The following is a 19,319-nucleotide window of genomic DNA, read 5'->3' as shown; positions in this document are numbered from 1 at the left end:
AAAAAGAGGAGTGCCGTATGGCCTATATTGTTGATCGTCGGTTAAACAGCAAGAACAAAAGTCTGGTGAATCGCGAGCGCTTTTTAAAGCGTTACCAGAAGCAGATTCGCCGTGCTGTGTCGGATGCGGTGAGCCGTCGCAACATCACGGATATGGAACAAGGGGAAAGTATTACGATCCCCAAGCGTGATATTTCTGAACCGGTATTTCGGCACGGGCAGGGGGGTAAACGCAGCATTGTGCATCCCGGCAATAAGGAGTTTGTGCAAGGCGACCGTATCCAGCGTCCACCCGGTGGCGCGGGCGGCGGTAGTGGGTCAGGGCAAGCGTCCGCTGATGGCGAAGGCATGGAAGACTTTGTATTCCAGATTTCGCAGGAGGAATTTCTCGAATACTTGTTTGAAGATCTCGCCTTGCCCAATATGGTGAAACGCCAGTTATTGAGTAGCGATTCGTTTGATTATCACCGTGCTGGGGTTAGTGAAGTCGGCAATCCGGCGCAAATTAATGTGGTGCGTTCAATGCGCAGTGCCCATGCGCGGCGCATCGCACTCCGTGGCAAAGAGCGGCGGCGGCGGCGTGAAATTTTGGCTGAGTTAGCATTACTGGAGCAGGTCGATACCACTGCTGAAACTACTGCGCAACAGGCGTTATTGCAGGCTGAATTAGCACGCTTGAATGTGAAGATTCACGCGATTCCTTGGTTGGATGACTTTGATCTGAAATACAATCTCAGGGTCAAGATACCCAGACCATCGCCTAAGGCCGTGATGTTTTGTGTGATGGATGTATCGGGTTCGATGACGCAGGACATAAAGGACACTGCGAAACGTTTCTTTTTCTTGCTGTATTTATTCCTGAAAAAGAACTACGAAAAGATCGAAGTGGTGTTTATCCGCCACCATACCCAAGCGCAAGAAGTCGACGAAAACACTTTTTTTTACGCCCGTGAAACCGGCGGTACAGTGGTGTCCAGCGCCCTGAATTTGATGGGCGAGATTATTGAAGAACGTTACTCACCCAGTCAGTGGAATATCTATGTTGCGCAAGCGTCTGACGGGGATAACTGGCACGAAGATAATCAACGCTGTCACGATGCCTTGATTAAGGATATTTTGCCGTTCGTGCAGTATTACACCTATATCGAAATCGGCGACCGTGATCCGCAAGGCTTGTGGTATTTGTACGAACATTTGCAGCGTGATTTTCTGGATCGATTTGCGATTCAACGGGTGCGCAATAATGCTGAAATTTACCCAGTATTCCGTGAGTTGTTCCGCAAACACGCGGGTGAGGAGGTTGATTGATGACTGACCGTTATATTTCCACCAGTTCAGAGTGGACATTCGCGGCCATCGAAGCCTATGACCGCGAAATTGCTCGCATTGCCCGCGATAAATTCAAACTGGATACGTACCCGAATCAGATTGAAATGATTCGCTCGGACCAGATGATGGATGCGTATGCGTCTATTGGGATGCCGGTTTTCTACAACCATTGGTCGTATGGTAAGCATTTCGTCAATGTGGAGCAAAACTACAGCCGGGGGCGCATGGGCTTGGCGTATGAAATCGTCATTAATTCCAACCCGTGTATTGCGTATTTAATGGAAGAAAATACCATGACGATGCAGGCGCTAGTGATTGCGCACGCTTGTTATGGGCATAATTCTTTCTTCAAAGGCAATTATTTGTTTCGCACGTGGACGGATGCGGAAGCAATCATCGACTACCTGATGTTCGCGAAAAAATACATCAGTGAATGCGAAGAGCGTCACGGTGTCGAGCAAGTCGAGATGTTGCTGGATTCTTGTCATGCCTTGATGAATTATGGGGTAGACCGCTACAAGCGCCCTGCACCGATTTCAGCAGCAGAAGAGCAGAACCGTCAGAAAGAGCGTGAATTGTATATTCAGCAACACCTCAATGATTTGTGGCGCACGTTACCGCATCGTGGGCGGGAACGTGAAGAAGAGAAAACCGTCAGGAATTTTCCGCCAGACCCGCAAGAAAACCTCCTGTATTTTATTGAAAAGAATTCCCCTGCGTTGGATATTTGGCAGCGTGAAATTATCCGTATTGTGCGCAAAGTAGCGCAATATTTCTACCCTCAACGCCAAACCCAAGTGATGAATGAGGGCTGGGCGACCTTCTGGCATTACACCATCCTGAATGAAATGTATGATGAAGGGCTGGTGAATGAAGGCTTCATGATGGAGTTTCTGACTTCACACACCAATGTGGTGATGCAACCCGGTTTTGATAGCCCGTATTACAGTGGGATTAATCCTTATGCGCTGGGTTTTGCGATGATGACGGATATTCGGCGTATTTGTGAACATCCGACGGATGAAGATAAGCACTGGTTTCCTGATATTGCGGGTAGTGATTGGTTAAGCACTTTAGATCACGTGATGCGCAATTACCGCGACGAAAGTTTTATTTTGCAATTTTTATCGCCCAAAGTGATTCGCGATTTTCATTTGTTTGCACTGGAAGATGACGACCGTAAAAATACCATTGATGTCGCCGCAATTCATAATGATGAAGGGTATCGGCGGGTGCGGGAAATGTTATCCCTGCAATATAATCTTAGTCAGCAGGAGCCGGATATTCAGATCTACAAAGTCAATGTGCGCGGTGATCGTTCACTGACTTTGCAGCATGTGTTGAACGACCGCCGCCCGTTGAATAGTGACGTGAATGAAATGTTACGCCATGTGCACCAGTTATGGGGTTACGATGTTAATTTGCATTCGGTTGAACCTGACGGACGTACTGTGCGTAGTTTCCATTTGGTCGGCGAACACCATTAAAGCTTTTCGTTGTCGCTTGCTTCCCGCGCCATGTTTACCAATTCAATCAGTGACGTGGCGTGCATTTTATCCATCATGTGGCTGCGGTGAAACTCGACTGTTTTGATACTAACGCCCAGTTTGGTGGCAATTTCTTTGTTGGAATGGTTGTCGATCACGAATTCCATCACTTCGCGTTCACGCTCGGTCAGATTGGCGATACGTGCCTGAATCATGGTTAAACGAATGCGTGATTGCTGGTTTTCAACATCCAAGGCTAACGCCTCGTGGACGTAATCCAGTAATACTTGGTCTTCAAATGGTTTTTCTAGGAAATACATCGCTCCGGCTTGCATGGCGCGAACTGCCATTGGAATATCACCGTGTCCGGTAATAAACAGGATAGGGAGCGCGTATTTTTGCTTAGTCAGAAATTGCTGTAATTGCAGACCGCTCATTCCTGGCATCCGCACATCTAAGATTAAGCAGCCCACCATGTGCATGGTATAAAACTTAAGAAAATCTTCAGCCGAACCGAATGTCGCCACTTTTAAGCGCATGGATTCTAATAGCCAGCGTAAGGAATCACGCACGGCTGGGTCATCATCCACAATAAATACGGTGGGTTCATAATTCATTTACGGGTAGTTCCTGTTAGCGGTAAAGTGAAACTAAAAGTAGCGCCTTTAGTGGTATTATTAATGGCCTCAAGTTTACCACCGTGAGCCTCAATGATGGAACTGCTGATTGGCAATCCCATTCCCATGCCGCTTTTTTTACTGGTATAGAAGGGGCGGAAAATCTTATTAGCAAAGTCATCAGGCAAGCCAGTGCCTTCATCAATCACGGAAACCCGTACCGCATGTGTGCCGACGGGTTCCGTGACAATATCCAATTTACCGATGGTTTCTTGGGAAAATTCTTCCATTGCATCTAAGGCATTTAGAATCATATTGACCAATACCTGTTCTATTTGAATTTTGTTGACATTTACCAAACGTAAATGGGGGTGAAGCGCTTTGTTTAATTTAACTTGTTTAAATTGTTCTGTGGTATCCAGTAGGTGTAGCGTTTCTTCAATAATCTGGTTAATATCATGTTCCTGCCATTCGACATCCTGATCTTTGCGGGTAAAGTCTTTGGCATAACGTAAGATTTCCCCAGCCCGGCGTACTTGGGTGCTCACTAATTGCATCACATCGGCAATATCTTTCATGCTGCATTCGTTGCTTTTCATGCGTAATTCACAGCCGCGAATGTAATTGGCAATGGCAGACAATGGCTGGTTAAGTTCATGCGCAATTCCCGATGCCATTTCGCCCAAGGTATTCAGGCGCATAATATGCGCAAGTTCCTGTTGGCGATCCGCCAGCAATTGTTGGGCAATCATGCGGTCAGTGTGATCCACAATAATCGACATAATGCGTAATTCATCATTATCCAGATGAATCAACACCGGGCGTATTTCCAGCCAACGGATATTGCCTTTGAAGGTTCTTACCTTGACTTCACGCACGTGAAATTCACCGGCTTTGCTGATTTGGGTGATGCAGGCATCTACGTCTGCTTGGTATTCAGGAAAAACGAAATCTTTTAGCGAATGTCCGATCAATTGTTCTGGATTTTTCGCTTCCATAATCAGCGGCCCCGCAGGATTGACCTCTTGAATAGTGCCGTCCAGTGCACAAATGTTAATCCAGTTAGGTTGGCTTTGGAAAATGGTATCCAGCTTAGCGCGTTCAATTTCCAGACGAGCTTCAGCCCATTTGCGCTCTTCGATTTCGTGCAATAACTGTTCGTTAGTATTTTTTAATTGCAAGTTAGCCGTTTCGAGTTCACTGCTTTTAACGCTAACTTCTTGGTTAACCGTGCGCAATTCTTCATTGGTGGATTGCAATTCCTCATTAGACGTCTGCAATTCTTCGCTGGAGGTATACAGTTCTTCGTTGGTGGATTGGGCTTCCTCGTAGGTGGATTGCAACTCTTCGTTCGAGGTTTCCAACTCTTCGATTGTGGTTTGCAAGCTTTCACGAACTTCACGCAGTTCCTCTTCCAGCTCTTTGATACGCAAAGCATCACTGACACTCAATGCTTCTTGCTCTGGGGTGACTGGATAGTCGTTGGGGGGCAGTACTTCAAAAATGACGACGCTGACTTCGGTGTCGGTGAGTTTGCCCGCTGGGAAATGACGGGTACGCATGACGATACGCACGGGTTCGCCATTCAAGGTGAAATTAATGCGGCGACTGCTCACCGTTTCATCGGTGCGCCGGGCTTTGTAAATTAGACCGCGTAAATCTTGGCGCAATTCGGTTCGGATTAAATCCAGAACCCCTAAGGCAGCACGACCTTCACCAAAACCGAGATAGGGGTCAACGTTGCCGCGTACATACACAATTTCCTGACGGTCATCCAGCATAATGCAGGCAGGTTGGTAAATATTAACCAAGAGCTTGTCGATGGAATCTTGCAATTTGGCACGGGGTTTATCGCGAAGATTATTGCTGTATTGTTGGTTACGTTGTTCACGGAGTGAACGATTTTGCAATAAATACGGTAAGTGTCCTTTAATATCGCTACGACGGCGGTAAATGCGTGATTTACGATCCACGGTAACGAATAAACGGTCGCTGCCGCCAATGGTTTCAGATTTGCCGAGAAACATAATGCCATCAGGCTCTAAACCGTAATGGAATGATTCTAACACATTACGTTGTAAGGTCTGGTTGAAGTAAATCAATACGTTGCGACAGGATACTAAATTCAAATGTGAGAAGGGCGGGTCGCGTACCAAGTCATGCCGCGCAAACAACACCATATTGCGAATGCTTTGAGTCAGTTGGTATTCGCCGTCTTTCTGGATGAAATATTTATCGAGAATACGTTGGTCAATTCCGGCTACCGAGGCTTTAGAATAACGTGCCTGACGCGCAATCGTTAATACGCCATCGTATAAATCAGTACCAAAAATTTGTATTTTATAGCGGGCAATGCGGTTGCCGAGGTATTCGGAGAGCATGATAGCGATGGAATAAGCCTCTTCACCCGTGGCACAACCCGCTACCCACACGCGTATTTCATGCCCACCCTCAGGAACAACATCTTCGATCACCCGCCGCAAGGCTTGATAAGCATCCGTATCGCGGAAAAAGCTGGTCACAGAAATCAGAATATCGTTGTGCAGTTCGTACAATTCTTCAGGTTTCTGTTTCAGGTACTCAGCGTACTCATTCAATTGCTTGCATTTGTGTACGGTCATGCGGCGTTCGATACGGCGCAGCAAGGTATTGCGTTTGTAATCGCGGAAATCAGTACCTGTTTGATCCAGCAGCATTCTCAGAATGTTTTGAATCTCATCTTCACTCGGCTCAGGTTTGCTGGCAAATAAGAATGAAATATCCGGTTGCGCCAGCATATCGTGGATTTGTTGGGCAATATCTTCGGGGGGCAGGGCAAGGTCAACATGCCCGGTGCCGATAGCGGAATGCGGCATACTGTCAAAGCGGGCAGTGGATTCGAGTTGCGCAATGGTAATGCCGCCTTCTGCCTTGATAGCCCGGATACCGTGTGTGCCGTCTGTGCCGGTTCCAGAAAGGATAATGCCGACAGAGTGTCTGCCATGATTTTCTGCTAATGAGGCAAACAGGCGATCGACTGAGGGTTTAGGACCGATGCCAGTGGCTTTTTCCAGATGAAAGCGCCCATTGGCATAAAAAGCATCCATCGCAGGTGGAATAATGTAGAACGTTCCAGGAATGATGGCTTGATTATGTTGCAGCTCAGCAATAGGTAGCTTGGTTTCGCGTGCCAGAATGGGCACCATCATGCTGCTGTGTTTTGGGTCCAGATGCTGCGCCAGAATGTAGACAACGCGGTCATCAATGGGGAGGTTGGGAACCAAGGCTCTTAGTGCCTCTAGACCTCCGGCTGATGCGCCAATGCCAACGATGATCGTGCGATTGTCTTCTTCTTTTTTGTCGATTGTTTCGCTATCAATATCGGTCGTCATAATGTCATCCCTGTTGCAACAAACTTATAGTAGCAGATAATTTTACGGTGCCGAAAATCCCCAAAAAATTGGGGAGCCAGATAACTCTGGCTCCCCACATTAAGATTATTATCGTTTCGTTCGGTCTATTTTGTTTTGTTAGTACTTACTTTCGCTCCTAGCTTAGCGGTTAACACGGTTACTGCAAGTACTGGAGTGGATTGTAATTAGTATTTACTAATAAACCAATGTGCAAAGCTGTGGGAAAACAGTGGGGGCTTTAAGGGTTCGCACTAGGTTGCATTTGATTTTCTTGACCTATGTCAATCAGTTGCCGGTAGCATGGCTGCGGCTGCTTGATTCGTGGTATTGCTGCCTGAACCCGTTGCCTCATTACTGGCGCTTGATGTGCCGGTGCTTTGACTGACTTCTGAGGTGGTCTGATTGTCAGTATTTAGGCGTGCATCAACCGCTTTTTCGGTTTGGCTGGTGGTTTTCTCGGTTTTATTGAACATTTCTGGTTTGCATAAACTGTCAATATTGCCTTGAATTTCTTTTGTCTTGGCGGTTTTTTCTTCAGCCGTTAGGAAGCGTTCGCCTTGGGCATCTTTCCACTTAATGAGTGCATTCGCCGCCATTTTTTGCAGCGCATCGTTTTGTTGGGCGCAAAAATCGCGGTGTTTTTGGTCGCTTTTTTCGCCTTCCTTGCGGGCTTTTTCCAGCTCATCTTGGGGTTCTGCCTCCGGTGCGCTAGGGATGGTGTTGCCTAACTTGCCAGTGGACAGACGGATGTCATCTTCAATGTTTTCACCTTTGACCTCAGGTGGTGGCGGGGTTTGGGTGTAATGGGTTACGCCGTTTTTATCGGTCCATTTGTACATGTCAGCGACTGCATTGTTAGCTGCCATCGCGGCGGTCAGGAGTATGACTGGCATAAAGATTGCTGTTTTCATGGATCACCTTGTAATGTTAGTGTTTGACCACATATTAGTGTTTTCTAATATTCTCTGTTAGGATGCGTCAACTTCTCATTTTATTTAAGGTAAGTATGCCATGAAAATGTTACCAAAGTGGTTACTGATTGTCGGATTGTCTGCATTGTCTGCTTGCGGAAACGCCGAGCAAGCAGCGACTTCAGATGCAGTGAAAACATCGGTGCAGTCAGCTTTGCAGACGGCCACGGTGAATGCCGTCGGTACACCTGAATTACATTATCTCGACGGGCATGTGGAAGCCGTCAATGAAAGTACGATTTCTGCGCAAACCAGTGGGGTTATCGAAAAACTGTTTTACGATGTGGATGATTACGTAGAGCCGGGTCAGGTAATTGCGCGGATCAAATCCAAAAATCAACAGGCTGGTGTCGAACAAGCCCAAGCTTCCTTAGATGAGGCACAAGCCCGTTACACCGAAGCGCAAGCCGATTTCAAACGCATTAGTGAAATTTACACCAAGCGTCTTGTGCCCAAGGCGGATTTGGATGCGGCTCAAGCTGGATTGAAAGCAGCGGAAGCACGTTTGGCGGCAGCGAGGGCACAAGTGACGCAAGCCGGTGAGCAGTTGGGCTATACCACTTTGATTGCACCTTACGGCGGCATTGTGACCAAACGTCATGTGCAATTAGGTGAGGCGGTCAACCCCGGTACACCGGTGATGACGGGGATTTCATTGGATAAGCTGCGTGTGGTGGTCGATGTGCCGCAGCGTTTAATTGCTAAAGTGCGCCAAGAAAAGAAAGTATTTGTGTTTCAGGATGGCTCTAATAAGTCGTTAGCTGTTGATTCATTAATATTTTTCCCGTATGCCGACCCCAAAACCAACGCTTTTAAGGTCAGGATTGATTTGAAAGCTGGTGTGCAGGACTTATTCCCCGGCATGTTCGTGAAAGTGGCATTTGTTATGGGGCAGCAGGAGGGTGTGGTCAGTATTCCTGAAAGCGCCGTTGTGGTGCGTAGCGAGGTGATTGGGGTTTATGTTCTCAATGCGGAAGGCAAACCGGCGTTACGCCAAATCCGTTTAGGCAAAAAATTGGATGACAATACCATCAGCGTGCTGGCGGGTTTATCAGCCGGGGAAACCATTGCGCTTGACCCTGTGCACGCGGCGATTTCCCTGAAGCAACAAGCGGCGGAGGCAACGCACGATGAATGAGCCAAAGCTAGGCATATCCGGTGGGATTGCCAAAAAATTCTTGTTGACGGAAATCACGCCGTTATTGGCATTGGTGGGGTTGCTGTTGGGGCTGTTTGCTGTCATGGTGACACCGCGTGAAGAAGACCCGCAGATTAACGTGACCTTTGCGAATGTGTTTATCCCGTTTCCGGGGGCAAGTGCTGAGCAGGTGGAAAGTTTGGTGAGTACGCCTGCTGAACAGGTCTTGTCCGAAATTGAGGGTTTGGAACATATTTATTCCACCTCAATGCCGGGGATGTCGGTGCTGACGGTGCAATACAAAGTGGGGCAGAATCGTACTGATGCCTTGGTACGTTTATACAATAAAGTTGAGTCTAATCAAGACTGGTTGCCACAAAATCTAGGGGTGGGTACACCACTGATTAAACCTAAAGGCATTGATGATGTGCCGATTGTGGCACTAACGTTGTGGACAGAGGATGAGAAACGTGGGGCGTATGAGTTAAATCAAGTGGCGCACGCGATTGAATCTGAACTCAAGCGTGTCCCCGGTTCGCGTGACATTTATACCATCGGTGGTCCGCAGCAAGTGGTGCATGTGTTATTGGATGCGGAAAAACTGGCGGGGCATGGGATCTCCTTAGCCGATTTGCGTAATGCTTTGCAGGCAAGTAATTCGGCACGTGATGCGGTTTCCCTCGTGAACAATAATGAGGAAATCCAAGTGCAAGCCGGTACTTTCCTCATGGATGCGTCTGAAGTCGGCGAGCTGATGGTTGGGGTAATGGATGGCAAACCCGTATTCCTCAGCGATGTGGCGGAAGTGAAGCGTACCTCAGACTCGCCGGAAGCGTATGTGAGCTTTGGCACGGGTGCGGCGGCGGTACACAAAGGCTTGCCCGCTGGCATTCATACGCCTGCGGTAACGATTGCAGTCGCTAAACAACCCGGCACGAATGCGGTGGATATTGCCGATAATGTCATTGACCGTTTCGAGAAATTGCGTGGCACATTTGTGCCAGAGGGCGTGAATGTTACGGTGACGCGCAACTATGGCGAAACCGCGCAAGCTAAATCTGAAAAGCTGATTCACAAGTTGATTATTGAAACGATTGCGGTCGCCTTGCTGATTTGGTTTGCTTTGGGGTGGCGTGAAGCCTTAATCGTGGGTGCTGCGGTGGTGATTACCCTGGCGGTGACGTTGTTTGCGTCGTGGGCGTATGGGTTTACGCTGAATCGGGTGTCATTGTTTGCGTTGATTTTTTCCATCGGGATTCTGGTGGATGATGCGATTGTGGTGGTGGAAAATATTCACCGGCACATGCAGCAGGGCGGTAAAAAACTGCTGGAAGTCATTCCGCTAGCGGTTGATGAGGTGGGGGGGCCAACGATTTTGGCGACCTTTACGGTGATCGCGGCGTTATTGCCAATGGCGTTTGTATCGGGGTTAATGGGACCTTATATGTCGCCGATTCCGATCAATGCGAGTATGGGGATGTTGATTTCCTTGGCAGTGGCTTACGTGGTAACGCCTTGGATGACGGGTAAAATGTTGGCAAATGTCGATTTCATGCATCATCAACACGATAACAATAAGCTGCACGGCTTTTTCAGCCGCATTATGTCGCCGTTTTTGGATGACAAGAAAGGCGGCAAGCGGCGCGTAACCTTGTTTGCGGTGATTACTTTGCTGATCGTATTGTCGGCTTCGTTGGCGGTATTCAAGCTGGTTGTGCTTAAAATGTTGCCTTTCGATAATAAGTCTGAATTTCAGGTGATTCTGGATATGCCGGAAGGCACTTCATTGGAGCAAACCTCGCGGGTACTCAATGAAATGTCGGAATACTTGGGTAAAGTGGATGAAGTCACCGATTACCAGATTTATGCGGGAACGGCGGCACCTATTAATTTCAATGGCTTAGTACGTCAATACTATTTGCGTGAAGGGGCTAACGTTGGGGATATTCAGGTTAATTTGACCGATTCCCACGGACGTGAACGCCAAAGCCACGAGATTGCCTTGGCTGTGCGCCCGCCGTTGCAAGAAATTGCCAAGAAATACAACGCGAATGTGAAAGTGGTGGAAGTACCACCGGGGCCACCTGTCATGTCGCCGATTGTGGCAGAGGTGTACGGTTTGGATTATCCGGGGCAGATTGCGGTTGCCAAGCAAATTCGTGAGGTATTTGAGCAAACGCCGGATATTGTCGATATTGATGACAGCGTAGAAGCGCCGCAAAAACGTTTGGTGGTGCAAGTTGACCGCAGTAAAGCCGCTTTGTTGGGGGTATCGCAAGATGCGATTGCCTCGGCAATTGATACGGTATTAAGTGGTGAGGACGTGGTGTTTTTGCACGGTAAGGGGATTAAATACGCCGTACCGATTCGCATTGAATTCCCGGTAGCGCTCAAAGACAAAATGGATTCGGTGCTGGCGTTACGAGTACGTAGCCAAGCGGGTGAATTAGTGCCGATGTCTGAATTGGTGAGCGTGCAGGAAACCACCCGCGAACATTCTATTTACCACAAAGACTTATTGCCGGTTGTTTACGTGACGGGCGATATGGCAGGTACCACCGATAGCCCGCTGTATGGCATGTTTGAAATCTTCAGCGGTATCAAGGAATTATCGGTATACGATAACCCAGTCAATCAATTCTTTATCGCCCAGCCCGATGACCCGTATTTGTACGGCATGAAGTGGGATGGCGAATGGCAAGTGACTTACGAAACCTTCCGCGATATGGGGATTGCTTACGGGGTTGGGATGATTCTGATCTTCTTATTGATCGTGGTGCAATTCCGCTCGTACATGGTGCCGCTGGTTATTATGTCGCCCATTCCGCTGACCATTATCGGGGTTATGCCGGGTCATGCCTTATTGGGGATGCAGTTTACCGCGACTTCCATGATCGGCATGATTGCGTTGGCAGGGATTATTGTACGTAATTCAATTTTGCTGGTGGACTTTATCAACGAGCAGGTACGTGGCGGCATGGATTTGAAAGAGGCTGTCATTAATTCCAGCGCGGTGCGGGCGAAACCGATTGCCTTAACCGCGTTGGCGGCAATGGTCGGTGCATTCTTTATTATTGATGACCCAATCTTTGGTGGTTTAGCCGTATCGTTGATTTTCGGGATCTTGGTTTCCACCGTGCTGACCTTGGTATTGATTCCGTTGATGTACTACATGTACGCACGCAATCGCCTCGCCACCATTAAAGGCGTGGTCGCTTAGGGGCTAAGAAACGCGACTCTTTCTCCCTCTCTCCTGTCAAGGAGAGGGGGCGGGGGGTGAGGTTCTTTTATCAGTGTGTCGCTTGCAGATAAACCGTTAAACCCAGATTGTTTTCAGCCACATGGCGCATGAAATGCTGCATGGCTTTGAAACGGTTCAGGCAATTATCCAATGCTTGGTCGTTACCGTCCCAAATTTGCGGGTAAATATCATCATCCAGCATTTGGTTGGCATTAAAATGCTGCGCTAAGGTTTCAGGCGTTTTGTTCAGTAATGCTTGAGCGATATGTTTGACTTCACAAGATTCAAACGCACGCGCCGGACCATACCCCAAATCCACATCACCCACGTAGCTGCCGCCATCAATCAGAAATGCGTCGGGAAATTCGCCGCTCCATACTTGCCCGCACATCAAATAATGAATGCCATGCCAGTATTCACCCAAGGTTTCGCGCAGATTGACCGTTTCCGGTTCAAGTGCGTAGCGCGATGCCGGAAATGCTGGCTCGGCTTGTATGGCGTTGACTTGTTCTGCAAACGCGACTGTCCAGATGAGCTTGGGATTTGCCATCAGACGGCTGATATTAAAATCAGAAATTGCAGCAAGATGTAAATGTACACCCATGATAATTAGACCCTTTTTGAGAACTGGCAAAGCCAAAAAATGTATAAACGTTGTTTAGTTGTGAAGGCGCATCCCTATCCCCTTTTTATAAGTTCAGCCGCTTGAAGGGAGGTAGGCGCATTCTATTGCTTACTTAGTGAGCGGATTATCGCAGTGGTCTAGTGCTTTTGCTGTGATAATCATCACCAATCACATTTAATTCGCTTTGTTTTGCGGCTTCCCCTGACTTTGTTATGATGCGTCGCATTGATCACAACAACGAGTTTCGTATGCAAAGTATTCTTTCACGTATCGCTACCGAATTGGCGGTTCAGGAACAGCAAGTGGCTAGTGCTGTCGCCTTATTGGACGAAGGTTCAACCGTTCCTTTCATTGCCCGTTACCGTAAGGAAAAAACCGGTGGGCTGGATGATACCCAACTGCGTTACCTCGAAACCCGCTTGGGCAGCTTACGTGAACTGGAAAAGCGTCGTGAAACCGTACTGAACTCTATCCGTGAACAAGGTAAGTTGAGTGCCGAGTTAGAACAGCAAGTATTGCAAGCGCAAACCCGTACTGAACTCGAAGACATTTACCTGCCTTACAAGCCCAAACGCCGCACCAAAGCCATGATTGCCCGTGAAGCCGGTATCCAGCCACTGGCAGAAGCTTTGCTGAGTAATCCGCAACTTGACCCTGAAACCGAAGCTGCCAAGTACCTCAACCCGGCGCTGGAGTTCGCCGACACCAAAGCGGTACTGGATGGTGCGCGGCAAATCCTCATGGAAGATTTCGCGGAAAACCCTGAACTGAGCGGCACATTGCGTGAATATTTGTGGGAACAGGGCGGTTTCGAGTCCGGCGTGATTGCGGGCAAGGAAGAAGAGGGGCAGAAGTTTGCTGATTACTTTGCGTATAGTGAAGCGTTAAACAAGATTCCTTCCCACCGCGCCTTGGCATTATTCCGGGGGCGCAACGAAGGCATTCTGGATTTGAAACTGGATGTCGCCGTAGCAGACGGCATGAGCCACCCGTGTGAAGACAAAATTGCCCAAGCGTTTAATATTTATGATCAAGGCAGGGCTGCGGATCGGTGGTTGCTGGATACAGTGCGCTGGACTTGGAAAGTAAAGTTGCACAGCCGCTTAAGTACCGATCTGAATCAACGTTTGCGTGAACAGGCGGAGGCAGAAGCCATCCGCGTGTTTGCGGCGAATTTGAAAGATTTATTGCTGGCAGCTCCTGCCGGGGCGCGTAATACGCTGGGGCTTGATCCCGGTTTGCGCACGGGGGTGAAAGTTGCTGTTGTGGATACCACCGGCAAGCTGTTGGACTTTGCCACGATCTACCCGCATGTGCCGAAAAAGCAGTGGGATCAGTCAATTGCGATCTTGGCTGATTTATGCGCCAAACACAGCGTGGAACTGATCAGCATTGGCAATGGCACGGCATCCCGCGAAACCGATCAGTTGGCGGGCGATTTGATTAGCCGTCACCCCGACCTCAAGCTGTCTAAAATTGTGGTGTCAGAAGCGGGTGCATCGGTGTATTCCGCTTCCGAATTGGCTGCCCGCGAATTCCCTGGTTTGGATGTTTCCATCCGTGGTGCTGTATCCATTGCCCGCCGCTTGCAAGATCCGCTGGCAGAATTGGTGAAAATTGACCCGAAATCCATCGGGGTTGGTCAATACCAGCACGATTTGAATCAACCAGAATTGGCACGCTCCCTGGATGCGGTGGTCGAAGACTGTGTAAACGCCGTCGGGGTCGATGTGAATACCGCTTCTGCGGCGTTATTGGCACGGGTATCCGGTTTAAACAGTGGCATTGCCGACAATATTGTGGATTTCCGCAATGACAATGGCGCATTCCGCAATCGCAACCAATTGAAAAAAGTGTCACGGCTGGGGGCGAAAACGTTTGAACAAGCCGCCGGTTTCTTGCGGATTCGTGATGGGGAATACCCATTGGATGCCTCCGCCGTTCACCCAGAAGCCTACACGCTGGTGGAGCAGATTGCCGCTGTCAACCGTCAGCCTTTGCAAGAATTGGTGGGAAATGGCGCGTTTGTCGGCACGCTTACCCCAGCCGATTACGTGACTGAACAGTTCGGTTTGCCCACTATCCGCGATATTTTGGCGGAACTGGAAAAGCCGGGACGTGACCCGCGCCCGGAATTTGTGACTGCTACCTTCCGCGAAGGCGTCAATGAGTTGAAAGATTTGCAAACGGGCATGATTCTCGAAGGGGTGGTCACGAACGTGGCGAATTTTGGGGCATTTGTCGATATTGGTGTGCATCAAGATGGCTTGGTACACATTTCCCAATTGACCGACAAATTCATCAAAGACCCGCGTGAAGTGGTGCGTACCGGCGATGTGGTGAAAGTGCGCGTCGAAGAGGTCGATGTGCAACGCAAGCGGATCAGCTTAACCATGCGTTTGGAACCTACCCAGCCGAAAGCTGTCCAAAACCCCGTTGCTAAGGCGGCAGCCAGTCGTGAAGAGCGTCGACCAGCGGCGGCACACCCGCAGCCGGAACGTAGTCATGAGCGTAATGATCGTAACGCACGTCATGACCGTAAAGCGGATACTCGTCAGCCCAACGCGAAAAAACCTATGAAAGAGCCAGCGCCTGCCGCAAACTCAGCAATGGGTGATGCCTTAGCGGCAGCCTTGGCAAAAATGCGTAAATAAACAATGAGGTGAGTGATGAACAAATGGTGGGGATTCTTATTCAGCCTTTGGCTGTTATCCGGCTGTGCGCCGCAATACGAAACCCGCTATGCGTTCACTCCACCGGCGAGCACCGCTGGTTTGAGTTGTCTCAACAGCTGTGAAACCCAATCGCGCACCTGCAACCTGCAATGCAATCTGCAATACGGTCAATGCAGTGCCAAAGCCGAGCAACAGGCTAAAGTCGAACTTCCCGCCAAGCTCAGCGAATACGACACGCGCTTGGCTGTCTGGCAGCGCGAAATGGAGCGTTATGAAACCGATTTGCGCTTTTACGAAATGGAATTACGCCAGCGCGAATTGCAACATGACCTGCGGCGGCTTACCTGTAACCGGGATGGTAAAGAGTCGGCGAGTTGCTTACATCACCACACTTTGCTCAATGGGCTACCGTTGCTCAGTGAGCCGCGTCGCCCAGATAAGATGCCTGAAAAGCCGACGCTAACTGGCGAAACCGCCCGGATTCGCGACCTAAGCTGTAGCAATGAATGCCAATGTGACGCGCAATACCGCCAGTGTTATACCAGTTGTGGCGGGGCAGTGAAGCCTTATCAGTTTTGCGTGGAGAATTGCCCCAAATAATCCGCTATAATCCCGCGCTTACCCGCAAAGCTGCTGGCGTATTGTTAGCAGCCTTTGTATGCTTCGCCCCTTTGATCACCAGTGAAAAGCAAGCCTAGGCTATGAGTAATATGCAGGAACAGTATCAACCGCAATCCTTGGAACCGGAAATTCAGCAATTCTGGGAACAACAACGTACTTTTGAAGTCACCGAAGACCCCAACAAGGAAAAATATTACTGCCTCTCCATGTTTCCCTATCCCAGCGGTGTGCTGCACATGGGGCATGTTCGCAATTACACCATCGGTGATGTGATTGCACGTTTCCAGCGGATGCAGGGCAAAAACGTTTTGCAACCGATGGGGTGGGATGCGTTTGGTTTGCCCGCTGAAAATGCCGCCATCAAAAACAATACCGCGCCCGCTGCCTGGACGTACAAAAACATTGGTTACATGCGCAGCCAACTCAAGTCGATGGGTTTGGGCATTGATTGGTCACGAGAAATTGCCACCTGCACGCCTGAGTACTACCGCTGGGAACAATGGTTTTTTACCCAGTTGTATGAAAAAGGCTTGGTGTACCGCAAAAAATCCACGGTGAATTGGGATCCGGTTGACCAGACCGTATTAGCCAATGAGCAGGTGATTGACGGACGCGGCTGGCGTTCTGGTGCGTTGATCGAACAGCGTGAAATTGACCAGTGGTTTTTAAAGATTACTGCCTATGCCGATGAATTGTTGGAAGAAATTGGCAAGATGCCCGGTTGGCCGCAACAAGTGCGTACCATGCAGGAAAACTGGATTGGGCGCTCAGAAGGGGTGGAACTGGAATTTGGTTTGACGGGTTCTGACAGCAAGTTAAGCGTGTTTACCACCCGCCCTGATACCTTGATGGGCGTAACTTATGTAGCCGTTGCTGCGCAACACCCACTGGCGTTGAAAGCGGCACAAACTAACCCAGCATTAGCGGCTTTCATCGAAGAATGCAAACTGGTCAAAGTTGCCGAAGCCGATATGGCAACGATGGAAAAGAAGGGCATGGCGACGAAAATCATGGCGGTGCATCCGGTGACGGGTGCAAGCGTGCCGGTCATGGTCGCCAATTTCGTGCTGATGTCTTATGGTTCTGGGGCAGTGATGGCGGTTCCGGCACATGATCAGCGTGACTGGGAATTTGCCAAAGTGTACGGTTTGCCCATTAAACAAGTGATTGTGCCAAGTGATGAGCGTGAAATTGATCTGAATACCGCCGCGTTTACCGAAAAAGGCGTGTTGGTTGATTCGGGTGAATTTAGCGGACTGACCTCTGCTGCTGCGTTTGAGGCAATCGCTGATTATTTGGTGAAAAAAGGTAAAGGACGGCGACGGATTAATTTCCGGTTGCGTGACTGGGGTGTTTCCCGCCAACGTTATTGGGGTTGCCCGATTCCGATCATTTATTGCGATGATTGCGGGGCTGTGCCTGTGCCGGAAAAAGATTTGCCGGTGATTTTGCCCGAAGACGTGACGTTTGATGAAACCGGCGGCTCACCGATTAAGCGGATGCCGGAATTTTACCAGACAACCTGCCCGTCTTGCGGAAAACCGGCGACGCGAGAAACCGATACGTTCGACACGTTTTTTGAGTCTTCTTGGTATTACGCCCGCTATACCTGCCCGGATAGTCATGAGGCAATGCTGGATTCTCGCGCCAATTATTGGTTGCCCGTTGATCAGTATATTGGCGGGATTGAGCACGCGATTTTGCATTTACTGTATTCACGCTTTTTCCATAAAATGATGCGTGACAGTAAGTTAGTGGACTCAGATGAACCTTTTACTAACTTGTTAACGCAAGGCATGGTGTTGGCAGAAACCTTCTACCGCGAGAAAGAGAATGGCGGTCAGGATTGGTTCCAACCCGCTGCGGTAGCTATCGAGCGTGATGATAAGGCGCGTGTGGTGGGTGCAACGCTGCTTGCCGACGGCTTGCCGGTGCAATCCGGTGGCATTACCAAAATGTCTAAATCCAAGAATAACGGCGCTGACCCGCAGGAAATGATTGAGAAATACGGCGCGGATACCTTGCGCTTGTTCTCGATGTTCGCTGCACCACCGGATCAAAGCATGGAATGGTCGGATTCTGGGGTAGAAGGAGCGCAACGCTTTCTCAGACGGTTGTGGAAACAAGTGTTTGATCACGTGGCTTTAGGTGCGGTCGAACCACTGGATACCACAGTGTTGGATGATGTGCAGCAAGCATTGCGCCGCAAAGTGCATCAGATGATACAGAAGGTGGGGGATGATATGTCACGTCGCCATACGTTCAACACGGCTGTGGCGGCGAATATGGAATTGCTCAATGAAATTTCGCGCTTTAGCGATGAAAGTGTTATTGGTCGGTCGGTGCGTCACGAAGCCTTGGAAACCGTGGTGTTGATGCTTGCGCCGATTACGCCACACATTTCTCATGCACTCTGGCAGGCGTTGGGACATGATGAGGCGGTAGTGAATACGCGCTGGCCTGCGGTGGATGAAAGTGCCTTAGTGCAAAACACGCTGGAATTGATCGTGCAGGTAAATGGCAAGGTGCGTGGCAAGATTCAGGTCAGCGCTAGTACGGCTGAAGATGCCATTAAAGCCACGGCATTAGCCAATGAGAATGTTCAAAAATTCCTTGACGGCTTGACTGTGCAAAAAGTCATCGTCGTCAAAGGCCGTTTGGTAAACATTGTGGCGAACTAATGAAAGCGTTCATTTTAGCGTTGAGTTTACTGTTATTGCTGCCCGCGTGTGGGGGGGAACCGTTCCACCTGCGTGGCAGTAAGCCGTTGCCGGAACTGATGCTCCAAGGGATTTATTTGCAAGGGCTTGACCCGCAAAGTGATTTTGCCTTGGCGTTGCGTGATGGTTTGGAGGATGCGGGAGTGAACCTGAAAGAAAATCCGCAAGATGCCGCGACCACCTTAAGTATCAGTAATGTGCGGGAACACCGTTCGGTGTCAGGGTATTCCTCGACGCGGCAAGTGCGTGAGTTCAACCATTCCGTCACGGTTGATTTCACGGTCAAAACGCCTGCGATGGCGGAAAGCGTGGCACGTTCGGTCAGCGCCACCCGTTCCCAAGTGTATGATGGCAAATACGTCTTAGGCACAGCAGAAGAGGAAGCCGTCATCAAGGAGGAGTTACGCCGTGAAGCGGTGCGCCTTATTTTGCTGAGGCTTCAGGCGCTTAAGTGAGTTTGGTTCGGGGGTATCAACAATCTCGACTGTGCACCGGCTGAGTTAT

The 19,319-nt window shown here is 49.3% G+C and carries 12 protein-coding genes; 8 read left to right on the top strand and 4 right to left on the bottom strand.

Annotated features, from left to right (window positions below; all coding sequences use genetic code 11):
• Window positions 1-17 precede the first annotated feature (17 nt).
• Window positions 18-1,307 (top strand): YeaH/YhbH family protein, encoded by a 1,290-nt coding sequence (locus L2Y54_RS14740; protein ID WP_236497123.1) that lies wholly within the window; start codon window positions 18-20, stop codon window positions 1,305-1,307.
• Entirely contained in the window at window positions 1,307-2,815 is a 1,509-nt protein-coding gene (locus L2Y54_RS14735) for a SpoVR family protein (protein WP_236497122.1), read from the top strand. The genes L2Y54_RS14740 and L2Y54_RS14735 overlap by 1 nt, the downstream gene beginning before the upstream one ends.
• On the opposite strand, the gene L2Y54_RS14730 is transcribed toward L2Y54_RS14735, so the two are convergent.
• The 3 genes from L2Y54_RS14730 to L2Y54_RS14720 form a co-directional block, all read right to left on the bottom strand.
• Window positions 2,812-3,432, bottom strand: a complete 621-nt coding sequence (locus tag L2Y54_RS14730) for a response regulator transcription factor (protein WP_236497120.1) — start codon at window positions 3,430-3,432, stop codon at window positions 2,812-2,814. The two genes, L2Y54_RS14735 and L2Y54_RS14730, sit on opposite strands and share 4 nt — an antisense overlap.
• Complete coding sequence (locus tag L2Y54_RS14725; protein WP_236497118.1) at window positions 3,429-6,803, bottom strand: chemotaxis protein CheB; 3,375 nt, start codon at window positions 6,801-6,803, stop codon at window positions 3,429-3,431. Before L2Y54_RS14725 ends, L2Y54_RS14730 begins: the two co-directional genes overlap by 4 nt.
• A 302-nt stretch (window positions 6,804-7,105) precedes the next feature.
• A complete protein-coding gene (locus tag L2Y54_RS14720) occupies window positions 7,106-7,735 on the bottom strand; it encodes a DUF4124 domain-containing protein (RefSeq protein ID WP_236497117.1) in 630 nt (209 codons plus the stop codon).
• 100 nt (window positions 7,736-7,835) lie between these two features.
• Between L2Y54_RS14720 and L2Y54_RS14715 the strand changes: the two genes are divergently transcribed.
• Both L2Y54_RS14715 and L2Y54_RS14710 read left to right on the top strand, forming a co-directional pair.
• Window positions 7,836-8,933, top strand: coding sequence for an efflux RND transporter periplasmic adaptor subunit (locus L2Y54_RS14715; RefSeq protein WP_236497115.1), 1,098 nt, complete (start codon window positions 7,836-7,838; stop codon window positions 8,931-8,933).
• A complete protein-coding gene (locus L2Y54_RS14710; RefSeq protein ID WP_236497114.1) occupies window positions 8,926-12,153 on the top strand; it encodes an efflux RND transporter permease subunit in 3,228 nt (1,075 codons plus the stop codon). The genes L2Y54_RS14715 and L2Y54_RS14710 overlap by 8 nt, the downstream gene beginning before the upstream one ends.
• A gap of 70 nt (window positions 12,154-12,223) precedes the next feature.
• On the opposite strand, the gene L2Y54_RS14705 is transcribed toward L2Y54_RS14710, so the two are convergent.
• Window positions 12,224-12,778 (bottom strand): YfbM family protein, encoded by a 555-nt coding sequence (locus L2Y54_RS14705; RefSeq protein ID WP_236497113.1) that lies wholly within the window; start codon window positions 12,776-12,778, stop codon window positions 12,224-12,226.
• Between the two features lie 269 nt (window positions 12,779-13,047).
• Here L2Y54_RS14705 and L2Y54_RS14700 point away from each other — a divergent pair, with 269 nt between their 5' ends.
• The 4 genes from L2Y54_RS14700 to L2Y54_RS14685 all read left to right on the top strand — a co-directional run bounded on the left by L2Y54_RS14700 (window position 13,048) and on the right by L2Y54_RS14685 (window position 19,270).
• Window positions 13,048-15,453, top strand: coding sequence for a Tex family protein (locus L2Y54_RS14700; protein ID WP_311196196.1), 2,406 nt, complete (start codon window positions 13,048-13,050; stop codon window positions 15,451-15,453).
• A gap of 15 nt (window positions 15,454-15,468) precedes the next feature.
• Window positions 15,469-16,074: a hypothetical protein gene (locus L2Y54_RS14695; protein WP_236497111.1), complete on the top strand. Its 606-nt coding sequence runs from the start codon at window positions 15,469-15,471 to the stop codon at window positions 16,072-16,074.
• 110 nt (window positions 16,075-16,184) lie between these two features.
• On the top strand, window positions 16,185-18,776 hold the full coding sequence (gene leuS / locus L2Y54_RS14690; RefSeq protein WP_236502038.1) for a leucine--tRNA ligase: 2,592 nt from the start codon (window positions 16,185-16,187) through the stop codon (window positions 18,774-18,776).
• The gene (locus L2Y54_RS14685) at window positions 18,776-19,270 is read left to right on the top strand and encodes an LPS-assembly lipoprotein LptE (protein ID WP_236497109.1); all 495 of its coding nucleotides are present in this window, start codon (window positions 18,776-18,778) and stop codon (window positions 19,268-19,270) included. The genes leuS and L2Y54_RS14685 overlap by 1 nt, the downstream gene beginning before the upstream one ends.
• Window positions 19,271-19,319 lie beyond the last annotated feature (49 nt).

The organism is Thiothrix winogradskyi (assembly GCF_021650935.1).
GTDB classification, from domain to species: Bacteria; Pseudomonadota; Gammaproteobacteria; order Thiotrichales; family Thiotrichaceae; genus Thiothrix; species Thiothrix winogradskyi.
This window is presented reverse-complemented; position numbering and strand designations above follow the sequence as displayed.

What these genes read in the sequence shown, in the direction of transcription:
- L2Y54_RS14735 (WP_236497122.1), top strand. Translation starts at nt 1,307, where the DNA reads ATGACTGACCGTTATATTTCCACCAGTTCAGAGTGGACATTCGCGGCC.
- L2Y54_RS14710 (WP_236497114.1), top strand. Translation starts at nt 8,926, where the DNA reads ATGAATGAGCCAAAGCTAGGCATATCCGGTGGGATTGCCAAAAAATTC.
- L2Y54_RS14740 (WP_236497123.1), top strand. Translation starts at nt 18, where the DNA reads ATGGCCTATATTGTTGATCGTCGGTTAAACAGCAAGAACAAAAGTCTG.
- L2Y54_RS14705 (WP_236497113.1), bottom strand. Translation starts at nt 12,778, where the DNA reads ATGGGTGTACATTTACATCTTGCTGCAATTTCTGATTTTAATATCAGC.
- L2Y54_RS14720 (WP_236497117.1), bottom strand. Translation starts at nt 7,735, where the DNA reads ATGAAAACAGCAATCTTTATGCCAGTCATACTCCTGACCGCCGCGATG.
- L2Y54_RS14730 (WP_236497120.1), bottom strand. Translation starts at nt 3,432, where the DNA reads ATGAATTATGAACCCACCGTATTTATTGTGGATGATGACCCAGCCGTG.
- L2Y54_RS14715 (WP_236497115.1), top strand. Translation starts at nt 7,836, where the DNA reads ATGAAAATGTTACCAAAGTGGTTACTGATTGTCGGATTGTCTGCATTG.
- L2Y54_RS14685 (WP_236497109.1), top strand. Translation starts at nt 18,776, where the DNA reads ATGAAAGCGTTCATTTTAGCGTTGAGTTTACTGTTATTGCTGCCCGCG.
- L2Y54_RS14695 (WP_236497111.1), top strand. Translation starts at nt 15,469, where the DNA reads ATGAACAAATGGTGGGGATTCTTATTCAGCCTTTGGCTGTTATCCGGC.
- leuS (WP_236502038.1), top strand. Translation starts at nt 16,185, where the DNA reads ATGCAGGAACAGTATCAACCGCAATCCTTGGAACCGGAAATTCAGCAA.
- L2Y54_RS14700 (WP_311196196.1), top strand. Translation starts at nt 13,048, where the DNA reads ATGCAAAGTATTCTTTCACGTATCGCTACCGAATTGGCGGTTCAGGAA.
- L2Y54_RS14725 (WP_236497118.1), bottom strand. Translation starts at nt 6,803, where the DNA reads ATGACGACCGATATTGATAGCGAAACAATCGACAAAAAAGAAGAAGAC.